Raw genomic sequence first — 10,385 nt, 5'->3', positions numbered from 1 at the left:
CTTCAAACACTTGGCTCGCTGCGATCTCTCTTAGCGGGAGGCGAATCATACAGCACTTGGAAGCGCTGTCAACCATCATCTCAACCGCTTTCGATCATTTGATCGTAGCCCTTTCAGCTTTTGCCTTCACTACTTAACTCGTTGAATTTCAAGGAGTTTTTCGTTCCGATGTCGCTGGAAGTGGGGCGCATTATAAGGGGATTCGAGAGGGCGTCAACCTTTAATTTCAATAAACTTTGATAGCGCTGAAAAACAAAGCGGGGAGGCCTGACGGCCTCCCCGCTTTTCATCTAGAGCACCCCAGCATCACGCAGACGCTGTACCTCGCCAGCATCCAGCCCCAACACTTCCCCCAGCACCACTTCGGTATGCTCGCCCAGCAGTGGTGGCGCCCGGCGATACTCCACTGGCGTCTCCGACAACCGTATCGGGCTCGCAACTTGCGGCACACTACCCGCCAATGGATGCGGGATATTCAACGCCAACCCGCGCGCCAGCACCTGGGGGTCCTGGAACATCTGCGCCAGGTTATTGATAGGCCCACATGGCACTCCTGCAGCCTCCAACTGGGCCACCCACTCAGCCGTGGTCTTGAACACCGTAGCCTGGCGAATCAAAGGTATCAGCTCAGCCCGGTTGGCGACCCGCAGCTTATTGGTAACGAACCGAGGGTCCTCCGCCCATTGCGGCTGCCCGGCCACCTCAGCGAACTTGCGGAACTGGCTGTCATTACCGACGGTAAGAATGAAATCACCATCTGCCGTCGGAAAGTCCTGGTAAGGGACTATATTAGGATGCGCATTACCCAGCCGACGGGGAGGGGTGCCCGTGGTCAGGTAGTTCATCGCCTGGTTCGCCAGACAGGCCACCTGCACATCAAGCAATGCCATGTCGACATGCTGGCCGACCCCTGTCTGATCCCGATGGGCGAGGGCAGCCAGCATGGCGACCGCGGAATACAACCCGGTCAGAATATCGGTAAGCGCCACACCCACCTTGACCGGCCCTGCGCCTTCTTCACCCTCCGGACGGCCGGTCAGGCTCATCAGCCCACCCAACCCCTGGATCATGAAGTCATAGCCAGCGCGCTTGGCATAGGGCCCGGTCTGACCGAAGCCGGTAATGGAGCAATAGATGAGCTGCGGGTTTACCGCCTTGAGGCTCTGGTAGTCCAGGCCATAGGCAGCCAGCCCACCCACCTTGAAGTTCTCTATGACGATATCGCACTTCGCCGCCAGCTCCCGCACCAGCCGTTGCCCCTCCGGCTGGGTAAAGTCGATGGTCACTGAGCGCTTGTTGCGGTTGGCCGACAAGTAGTAAGCCGCCTCACTGGTGTCCTCACCTTCGACATCCTTGAGGAAAGGCGGCCCCCATGAGCGGGTATCGTCGCCACTGCCTGGGCGCTCGACCTTGATCACGTCGGCACCAAGGTCAGCCAGAATCTGACCAGACCACGGGCCGGCCAACACGCGCGAAAGGTCTAGCACCCGCAGATGTGATAGCGCGCCCATGGCTTGCTCCTTATTAATAGAACGCCTGGATACCAGTCTGCGCACGCCCCAGGATAAGTGCATGCACGTCGTGGGTACCTTCATAGGTGTTGACCACCTCCAGGTTAACCAGGTGGCGGGCCACACCAAACTCGTCGGAGATGCCATTGCCGCCCAGCATGTCACGCGCCATACGGGCGATATCCAGCGCCTTGCCGCAGGAATTGCGCTTCATGATGGAGGTGATTTCCACCGCAGCCGTCCCTTCATCCTTCATGCGCCCCAGACGCAGGCAGCCCTGCAGCGCCAGGGTGATTTCGGTCTGCATGTCGGCCAGCTTCTTCTGTATCAACTGGTTGGCGGCCAGTGGACGACCAAACTGCTGACGATCCAGGGTGTATTGGCGGGCGGTGTGCCAGCAGGCTTCAGCGGCACCCAGCGCACCCCACGAAATACCATAGCGAGCCGAATTCAGGCAGGTGAACGGGCCCTTGAGGCCACGCACGTCCGGGAAGATGTTCTCTTCTGGCACGAACACATTGTCCATGACGATTTCGCCAGTGATCGAGGCGCGCAGGCCAACCTTGCCATGAATTGCCGGGGCACTCAGGCCTTGCCAGCCTTTTTCCAGTACAAAGCCACGGATATCGCCCGCATCATCCTTGGCCCACACCACGAACACATCGGCGATGGGACTGTTGGTGATCCACATTTTGCTGCCGGTCAGCCGGTAGCCACCGTCGACCTTCCTCGCGCGCGTAATCATCGAGCCAGGATCGGAGCCATGGTTAGGCTCGGTCAAACCGAAGCAACCGATCCACTCGCCACTGGCCAGCTTGGGGAGGTACTTCTGCTTTTGAGCTTCGGTGCCAAATTCGTTGATCGGCACCATCACCAGCGACGACTGCACACTCATCATCGAGCGGTAACCCGAGTCGATGCGTTCCACTTCGCGAGCAATAAGGCCGTAGCACACATAGTTCAGGCCGCTGCCACCGTATTGCTCGGGGATGGTTGCACCCAACAGGCCGACTTCACCCATCTCGCGGAAGATCGCCGGATCGGTCTGCTCGTGACGGAAGGCCTCGAGCACACGCGGCGCCAGCTTGTCCTGGGCGAACTGATAAGCGCTGTCACGCACCATGCGCTCTTCTTCAGTGAGCTGCTGATCCAGCAGCAACGGGTCGATCCAGTTGAAGCTTGCTTTACCGGCCATGAGCGAATCCTCGAAATAGGGGTCAGTTTCTTGTGCCTTTGAGCCTAGGCCTGATCGGCTGCGGGGACAAACGAGGATTGCGCACCGATTAGTGATATTTTGTCACTCCGTAAATCGGCAAAACGCCTTATTGACAGCCTTACAAGTGAGGTTGACGTACATGCGCCGTAAGATCCCCAGTACCGCCGCCCTGATTTGCTTCGAGGCGGCAGCCCGTAACGAGAGCTTTACCAAGGCTGCCCAGGAACTCGCGCTGACCCAGGGTGCCGTCTGTCGGCAGATCGGCGGCCTGGAAGCGTTTCTTAATGTGGAACTGTTCCGTCGCTCGCGCCGCGGCGTAAGGCTGACCGAAGCCGGCCTGTCCTACAGTCGCCAGGTGGCGGCCCAACTGGACGCTGTGGAGCGCGATACCTTGTCGGTAATGCGCCAGCAAGGCGCCAATGTGATCGAGCTGGCGGTAGTTCCGACGTTTGGCACTCAATGGCTGCTACCACGGCTCAAGGACTTCCAGCAGCGCCACCCGGAGGTCACAGTCAACCTCACCAACCGCACCCGGCCATTCCTGTTTGCCGACACTACCTTCGATGCCGCCATCTATTTTGGTGATGCGGACTGGTCAGGCACCCAGTCGCACCAACTGATGGGTGAAAACCCGGTACCTGTGTGCAGCCCGGCGCTGCTGAACGGCCAAGGCATGCTCGAGGCACGCCACATCGCACAGCTACCACTGCTGCAACAGAGCACACGCCCGTATGCCTGGCGGCAATGGTTCGGCAGTGTGGGCATGAATGTGGAGCGCGACATGACAGGCCCGCGCTATGAACTATTCTCGATGCTCGCCCAGGCGGCCATGCACGATATGGGCATTGCCCTGATACCACCGTTCCTGATCCAGCGAGAGTTGGAGGAGGGAAGGCTAGTGGTCGCTAACAGGCATGCCCTGAGTAGCGACAAGGCCTACTATCTGATGATTCCAGAGCGCAAGGTGGAGTCGGCGTCGCTACGCGCCTTTCGCGACTGGCTGGTAAGCCAGGCTCAGGCCTACATAAATAGCTCAGGGACAAACGCGACAAATTGACCCTGTAGTCAATTATTTTAAACACCTACAGATGTATGTATCTGTCGCATATTCGCAAACTGTAACGCAAGCACAAAAACACCCTTTAACCGTGCTCAGTACGCGGCTTTGCGGGTTATTTTGCGACATCCAACTAGTCGTAAGCGAATTGGCCGCTTTTTTTTTTGATTTTTCTCCTAATCTGCCAATGGCGCATGTTTGACGGGCTGCAACCCTATTGCTGCGACAAGCGGTCACAGGGTGACTTGTAGTTTTGACTTCGTTTCGCTCCAGAACCGGTTGAAGGCCTTCGGGTTCGTCTGCAAAATGCTTCGCCCCGCCCGGGATCCGGCGGGTTGGCGCTCCACAGCCGCCCCAGCGCACCATCCGAAGTGTGTTGGCTTCTACAAAGACAAAAGGTCACCGCAGGAGAAATAGTCGTGCACATTGGTGTTCCTCTCGAGACGCAGACCGGTGAGACAAGGGTCGCTGCGACCCCCGAAACCATCAAGAAACTGATTGGCCAGGGCCATCAGGTCACCGTTCAACGGGGGGCAGGGCTCAACGCCGCCATTCCGGACAGTGCCTATGAAGCCGTGGGTGCTTCCCTTGGGAGCGCCGCCGATGCCTACGGCGCCCAATTGGTACTCAAAGTGGTCGCCCCCAACGACCAGGAACTGGCCCTGATCAACAGCGGCAGCCTTCTGGTGGGCATGCTCAACCCCTTCAACGGTGAACTGATCGGCAAGATGGCCGAACGCGGCATTACCGCCTTCGCCCTGGAAGCCGCGCCGCGAACCTCGCGGGCGCAGAGCCTGGACGTGCTGTCGTCGCAGGCCAACATCGCCGGCTACAAGGCCGTGTTGCTGGCAGCCCATCACTACCCACGCTTCATGCCAATGCTGATGACCGCTGCCGGTACCGTTAAGGCCGCCCGAGTGCTGGTACTGGGCGCCGGCGTTGCCGGCTTGCAGGCCATCGCCACAGCCAAGCGCCTGGGTGCGGTGATCGAAGCATCCGACGTTCGCCCGGCAGTGAAAGAGCAGATCGAATCACTGGGTGCAAAATTCATCGACGTGCCATACGAGACCGACGAGGAGCGAGAATGCGCCGAAGGTGTTGGCGGCTATGCCCGACCAATGCCGGCCAGTTGGATGCAGCGCCAGGCGCAGGCCGTGCACGAGCGCGCCAAGCAGGCGGATATCGTCATCACCACCGCACTGATCCCCGGGCGCAAGGCGCCGACCCTGCTAAGCGCCGAAACCGTGGCGCAGATGAAGCCGGGCTCGGTGGTCATCGACCTGGCTGCAGCCCAAGGCGGCAACTGCCCGCTGACCGTCGCAGACCAGGTGGTGCAGGAGAATGGCGTGATCATCGTCGGCCCGACCAACCTGCCGGCCCAGGTGAGTGCCGATGCCTCGGCACTGTACGCACGCAACCTGCTGGACTTCATGAAGCTGCTGTTCGACAAGGATGGCGCGCTGATCATCAACCTCGAAGACGACATCGTCGCGGCCTGCCTGATGTGCCGTGATGGTCAGGTCGTCCGCAAAAACGGCTAAGGAGCACGACAATGGAAGACATGCTGATTTCCCACGGCATCTATAACCTGATCATTTTCGTGCTGGCCATCTATGTGGGCTACCACGTGGTGTGGAACGTCACCCCGGCGCTGCACACCCCACTGATGGCGGTCACCAATGCCATCTCGGCAATCGTCATCGTCGGCGCCATGCTGGCCGCGGCCCTGACCGTGACCCCGGCCGGCAAGCTGATGGGCACCCTGGCCGTGGCCCTTGCCGCAGTCAACGTGTTCGGTGGCTTCCTGGTCACCCGCCGCATGCTTGAAATGTTCAAGAAGAAAACCAAGAACGAGGCGAAGAAGTAAGCATGAGCATGAATCTGGTAACGCTCCTCTACCTCGTCGCCTCGGTGTGCTTCATCCAGGCGCTCAAGGGCCTGTCGCACCCGACTACCTCGCGGCGCGGCAATCTGTTCGGCATGATCGGCATGGGGCTCGCCATCCTCACTACGGTTGGCCTCATTTATAAGCTTGGGGCTGAACTTGCCACAGCCGGTATCGGCTATGTCATCGTCGGCCTGCTGGTCGGCGGCACCGCCGGTTCGATCATGGCCAAGCGCGTCGAAATGACCAAAATGCCCGAACTGGTCGCTTTCATGCACAGCATGATCGGCCTGGCCGCGGTGTTCATCGCCATCGCCGCCGTGCTGGAGCCACAGTCGATGGGCATTGTGGCTGCCATCAGCGATCCGATCCCCACCGGTAACCGCCTGGAACTGTTCCTCGGCGCCGCCATTGGTGCCATTACCTTCTCCGGTTCGGTGATCGCCTTTGGCAAGCTGTCGGGCAAGTACAAGTTCCGCCTGTTCCAGGGCGCACCGGTACAGTTCGCGGGCCAGCACAAACTGAACCTGATCCTTGGCCTGACCACCATCGCCCTGGGCCTGCTGTTCACTTTCACTGGCCACTACAGTGCCTTCACCCTGATGCTGGTCCTGGCCTTCATCATGGGTGTGCTGATCATTATTCCGATCGGCGGCGCCGACATGCCAGTGGTGGTGTCGATGCTCAACAGCTACTCGGGCTGGGCAGCGGCCGGCATCGGCTTCTCGCTGAACAACTCGATGCTGATCATCGCCGGTTCCCTGGTAGGTTCGTCCGGTGCCATCCTCTCGTACATCATGTGCAAGGCGATGAACCGTTCGTTCTTCAACGTCATCCTTGGCGGCTTCGGTGGCGATACCGACACTGGCGCGGCGCAAGGTTCGCAAGAACAGCGGCCGGTGAAGTCCGGTTCGGCTGACGATGCCACCTTCCTGCTCAGCAACGCCGACAGCGTGATCATCGTTCCGGGCTACGGCCTGGCGGTAGCCCGCGCACAACACGCGCTGAAAGAGCTGACCGAGAAGCTGACCCACAACGGCGTGACCGTGAAGTATGCGATTCACCCGGTGGCGGGCCGTATGCCCGGGCACATGAACGTACTGCTGGCCGAGGCTGAAGTGCCGTACGATCAGGTATTCGAAATGGAAGACATCAACGCCGAGTTCGGCCAGGCCGACGTGGTGCTGGTGCTGGGCGCCAACGACGTGGTCAACCCGGCGGCGAAGAACGATCCCAAGTCGCCAATCGCCGGCATGCCGATCCTCGAAGCGTTCAAGGCCAAGACCATCATCGTCAACAAGCGCTCGATGGCCAGCGGCTATGCCGGCCTGGACAACGAACTGTTCTATCTGGACAAGACCATGATGGTGTTCGGTGACGCCAAGAAGGTCATCGAGGACATGGTCAAGGCGGTGGAGTGACACCAGCCGCTGCAAACCAGCTGATATAAAGGAAGCCCCGGTCAGAATCTGCCGGGGCTTTTCTTTTATTGATCCGGATCAACGGCTCAAATACAAGGCTTCTCATACGACCATGGTCGTGGGACGGCAATGGGCGAAATCTCTAGACTGCGCTGCAGTAGTTTCAGTAGCCCGAGATAACAATCCATGTACCGTGATCGTATCCGCTTGTCCTCCCTGCACAGCAAGGTAATGAGTGCGGCTGATGCCGCTGGTCTGATCGAGGACGGCATGACTGTCGGCATGAGCGGCTTCACCCGCGCCGGCGAAGCCAAGGCCGTACCGCATGCATTGGCCGAACGTGCCAAGCAATCGCCACTGAAAATCAGCCTGATGACCGGCGCCAGCCTGGGCAATGACCTGGACAAACAACTGACCGAGGCCGGTGTGTTGGCCCGCCGCATGCCGTTCCAGGTCGACAGCACCCTGCGCAAAGCCATCAATGACGGCCAGGTGATGTTCATTGACCAGCACCTGTCGGAAACCGTCGAGCAACTGCGCAACCAGCAGCTGAAGCTGCCGGACATCGCGGTCATCGAAGCCGTGGCCATCACCGAGCAAGGCCACATCGTGCCAACCACTTCGGTGGGCAACTCGGCCAGCTTCGCGATCTTCGCCAAGCAGGTGATTGTGGAGATCAACCTCTCGCACAACACCAACCTCGAAGGCCTGCACGACATCTATATCCCAACCTACCGCCCGACTCGCACGCCAATCCCGCTGGTCAAGGTAGACGACCGTATCGGCAGCACCGCGATCCCGATCGATCCGGCCAAGATCGTCGGTATCGTCATCAGCGACCAGCCGGACTCGCCGTCCACTGTGCTGCCGCCAGATGATGAAACACAGGGCATCGCCGACCACCTGATCAACTTCCTCAAGAAGGAAGTGGATGCAGGCCGTATGACCAACAAGCTCGGCCCACTGCAAGCCGGCATTGGCAGCATTGCCAATGCGGTGATGTGCGGCCTGATCGAGTCGCCGTTCGAAGAACTGACCATGTACTCCGAAGTGCTGCAGGACTCCACCTTCGACCTGATCGATGCCGGCAAGCTTAGCTTCGCATCCGGCAGCTCGATCACCCTGTCGACGCGCCGCAATGCCGATGTGTTCGGCAACCTGGAGCGCTACAAGGACAAGCTGGTGCTACGCCCGCAGGAAATCTCCAACCACCCGGAAGTGGTACGTCGCCTGGGCATCATCGGTATCAACACCGCACTGGAGTTCGATATCTACGGCAACGTCAACTCCACCCACGTCTGTGGCACCAGGATGATGAACGGCATCGGTGGCTCCGGCGACTTCGCCCGTAACGCCCACCTGGCGGTGTTCGTCACCAAGTCGATTGCCAAAGGCGGGGCGATTTCCAGCGTGGTGCCAATGGTCAGCCATGTCGACCACACCGAGCACGACGTGGACATCCTGGTCACCGAGCAGGGCTTGGCGGACCTGCGTGGCCTGGCGCCGCGCGAACGGGCGCGAGCGATTATCGACAACTGTGTGCACCCAGACTACCGCGCTGCGCTGAACGACTACTTCGACCGCGCCTGCCAGCGTGGCGGCCATACCCCGCACATCCTGCGCGAAGCCCTGAGCTGGCACGAAAACCTGGAAGAAACCGGGCGCATGCTGGCCAGCTGATCCGGATGTGGTACGGAACGGCGGCCCTGCTTCCGCTGTTCCGGCCTCTTCGCGGGCTTGCCCGCGAATGGGCCATAACAGTCAAACCCTTCTATCACGACGCCACTCCTCTACTAGCAGCATAATCTGTACTACTGTACTGGTTCTTTCAGACCTTCCCGACTGACAAATCCCCTTCTTCGAATCAAAACGCACCAAATAAGTGCGGACCAGTACAGTTACGCCTATTTCGAGTGCAACAGTAGGGTTACACAGTTAACTGAGCAATCGTCTTTCCACTGAACTGTATCTACTGTTATGGACGACAGAGGAGGATCATTGGCATCAGTTAAATCACTACCTAATGCCGCCATAAGCGGAAGGATGAAGCATCATGGAACGTACCCTCAGTTCCGGTCTGGTTTTTGAAAGCAACGCCCAGCAATCCAACACTTCGCTGCCACTGCGCGCATTGTCGACCCTGCTGCTGTGGCAGCGCCGTATGACCAGCCGTCGTCAACTGGCTCGCCTGGACTCCCGCCTGCTGGCAGACGCCGGTATCAGCGAGTCGCAGCGTTACGAAGAGCTGAGCAAGCCTTTCTGGCGCTAAGCTCCCGGCTTGCCGGCTTCGCCGGCACCGTGAATTCCTCAAACCCGTTGCAGGTGACTGCAGCGGGTTTTTTATTGCCCGAGAGACGCGCAGTCGCGTGCTTCAGATTGCGACCAGTACAGTTTTACAAAAATTAAAATTCGCCTTAACAGTTGTCTGGCACAGCAGTCGTTGTCATCTCTACGCAGCACTGCGTGATACGCTTGGCCTAACCGTCTGCTAGAACCCGTTGATGAAAACGTACCGTGACGAGCCCTGCAAACGTCCGATACAGCAGAACCAACCTGACCTACCCAGGAGTCCACATCATGAACCGTAAACACCTGCTTGGCGCCGCCCTGCTGCTTGGCCTGGCTGGCACTGCCAATGCCACCAGTTTCGTTGTCACCACCGACGCGGTAGTGGGCGCCGTTGCTGCCTCCACCGACGCCACATCCGACGTGAGCTCTTCCTTCCGCGACGACAAGATTGTCCAGGCAGCCCGCGATGACGCAGCCAGCTTCGTCGGCACTCAGGGCGCTATCCGCGGCGCCCGACTGGAAAGCGCCTTTGTGCACATCCGTTCGAACATGCCGGCCCTGCAAGCCAGCGATGCACAGCTGGCCCAGGCCATCCTGGCACTCTGATACGCGCCATGCACAACAGGTGCGTTGGCTTCGGCCCTCGCACCTGAGGTAGGCTTCGCCGTTCATTTTTCCAGCCTTCAAGAAAGCTCATGCGTTATCTGTTGCCATTGCTGTTCGCCGCCGCAGGCATGGCCAGCGCCCATGCCATGGATACCACCACACAAAGCCTGGTCATCACCGGCTATGTCACCAGCCAGGTCACAGTCGCACCATTCGATCGCAAACTGCTTACACAGGCCCGCGACGATGCCGCCGCATTCGTTGCCAGCGACGGGCTGATCCGTGGTGCACGCCTGGAAGCCGCCCTGGAATCATTACGCCACAATTGCGCACGGCACGCCGTCGGCGATCTGGAACTGGCGCAGGCAATTCTCGTCCAATAACTACATCTGACTCCCTG

10 protein-coding genes are annotated in these 10,385 nt (G+C 59.5%); 8 read left to right on the top strand and 2 right to left on the bottom strand.

Annotation, left to right across the window (positions count from 1 at the left end):
* Positions 1-290: 290 nt before the first annotated feature.
* Together ACF8O8_RS12680 and ACF8O8_RS12675 are read right to left on the bottom strand one after the other, a co-directional pair.
* Positions 291-1,511, bottom strand: coding sequence for a CaiB/BaiF CoA-transferase family protein (locus tag ACF8O8_RS12680; protein WP_010951548.1), 1,221 nt, complete (start codon positions 1,509-1,511; stop codon positions 291-293).
* Positions 1,512-1,524: 13 nt separating this feature from the next.
* A complete protein-coding gene (locus ACF8O8_RS12675) occupies positions 1,525-2,706 on the bottom strand; it encodes an acyl-CoA dehydrogenase (protein WP_003252907.1) in 1,182 nt (393 codons plus the stop codon).
* 160 nt (positions 2,707-2,866) lie between these two features.
* Between ACF8O8_RS12675 and ACF8O8_RS12670 the strand changes: the two genes are divergently transcribed.
* The 8 genes from ACF8O8_RS12670 to ACF8O8_RS12635 all read left to right on the top strand — a co-directional run bounded on the left by ACF8O8_RS12670 (position 2,867) and on the right by ACF8O8_RS12635 (position 10,368).
* Positions 2,867-3,784 (top strand): LysR family transcriptional regulator, encoded by a 918-nt coding sequence (locus ACF8O8_RS12670; RefSeq protein WP_104960561.1) that lies wholly within the window; start codon positions 2,867-2,869, stop codon positions 3,782-3,784.
* A gap of 419 nt (positions 3,785-4,203) precedes the next feature.
* Complete coding sequence (locus ACF8O8_RS12665; protein WP_020191551.1) at positions 4,204-5,325, top strand: Re/Si-specific NAD(P)(+) transhydrogenase subunit alpha; 1,122 nt, start codon at positions 4,204-4,206, stop codon at positions 5,323-5,325.
* Between the two features lie 11 nt (positions 5,326-5,336).
* Positions 5,337-5,651, top strand: coding sequence for an NAD(P) transhydrogenase subunit alpha (locus ACF8O8_RS12660; protein WP_003252914.1), 315 nt, complete (start codon positions 5,337-5,339; stop codon positions 5,649-5,651).
* A gap of 2 nt (positions 5,652-5,653) precedes the next feature.
* Positions 5,654-7,090 carry an NAD(P)(+) transhydrogenase (Re/Si-specific) subunit beta gene (locus tag ACF8O8_RS12655; protein ID WP_003252919.1) on the top strand — a complete coding sequence of 479 codons (1,437 nt, stop codon included), beginning with the start codon at positions 5,654-5,656 and terminating at the stop codon, positions 7,088-7,090.
* Positions 7,091-7,276: 186 nt separating this feature from the next.
* Complete coding sequence (locus ACF8O8_RS12650) at positions 7,277-8,770, top strand: acetyl-CoA hydrolase/transferase family protein (protein WP_392509780.1); 1,494 nt, start codon at positions 7,277-7,279, stop codon at positions 8,768-8,770.
* Positions 8,771-9,143: 373 nt separating this feature from the next.
* On the top strand, positions 9,144-9,359 hold the full coding sequence (locus tag ACF8O8_RS12645) for a DUF1127 domain-containing protein (RefSeq protein ID WP_003252924.1): 216 nt from the start codon (positions 9,144-9,146) through the stop codon (positions 9,357-9,359).
* Positions 9,360-9,667: 308 nt separating this feature from the next.
* Positions 9,668-9,985: a DUF2388 domain-containing protein gene (locus ACF8O8_RS12640; RefSeq protein ID WP_014589278.1), complete on the top strand. Its 318-nt coding sequence runs from the start codon at positions 9,668-9,670 to the stop codon at positions 9,983-9,985.
* An 89-nt stretch (positions 9,986-10,074) separates the two neighbouring features.
* Positions 10,075-10,368, top strand: a complete 294-nt coding sequence (locus ACF8O8_RS12635; protein ID WP_010951544.1) for a DUF2388 domain-containing protein — start codon at positions 10,075-10,077, stop codon at positions 10,366-10,368.
* Positions 10,369-10,385: the final 17 nt, after the last annotated feature.

Origin of the sequence: Pseudomonas sp. TYF_14, from assembly GCF_043105275.1 — a bacterium.
GTDB classification, from domain to species: Bacteria; Pseudomonadota; Gammaproteobacteria; order Pseudomonadales; family Pseudomonadaceae; genus Aquipseudomonas; species Aquipseudomonas alloputida.
This window is presented reverse-complemented; position numbering and strand designations above follow the sequence as displayed.

Excerpts from the sequence above, each read along its gene's own strand:
- ACF8O8_RS12680 (WP_010951548.1), bottom strand. The coding sequence starts at position 1,511 with ATGGGCGCGCTATCACATCTGCGGGTGCTAGACCTTTCGCGCGTGTTG.
- ACF8O8_RS12675 (WP_003252907.1), bottom strand. The coding sequence starts at position 2,706 with ATGGCCGGTAAAGCAAGCTTCAACTGGATCGACCCGTTGCTGCTGGAT.
- ACF8O8_RS12670 (WP_104960561.1), top strand. The coding sequence starts at position 2,867 with ATGCGCCGTAAGATCCCCAGTACCGCCGCCCTGATTTGCTTCGAGGCG.
- ACF8O8_RS12660 (WP_003252914.1), top strand. The coding sequence starts at position 5,337 with ATGGAAGACATGCTGATTTCCCACGGCATCTATAACCTGATCATTTTC.
- ACF8O8_RS12655 (WP_003252919.1), top strand. The coding sequence starts at position 5,654 with ATGAGCATGAATCTGGTAACGCTCCTCTACCTCGTCGCCTCGGTGTGC.
- ACF8O8_RS12650 (WP_392509780.1), top strand. The coding sequence starts at position 7,277 with ATGTACCGTGATCGTATCCGCTTGTCCTCCCTGCACAGCAAGGTAATG.
- ACF8O8_RS12645 (WP_003252924.1), top strand. The coding sequence starts at position 9,144 with ATGGAACGTACCCTCAGTTCCGGTCTGGTTTTTGAAAGCAACGCCCAG.
- ACF8O8_RS12640 (WP_014589278.1), top strand. The coding sequence starts at position 9,668 with ATGAACCGTAAACACCTGCTTGGCGCCGCCCTGCTGCTTGGCCTGGCT.
- ACF8O8_RS12635 (WP_010951544.1), top strand. The coding sequence starts at position 10,075 with ATGCGTTATCTGTTGCCATTGCTGTTCGCCGCCGCAGGCATGGCCAGC.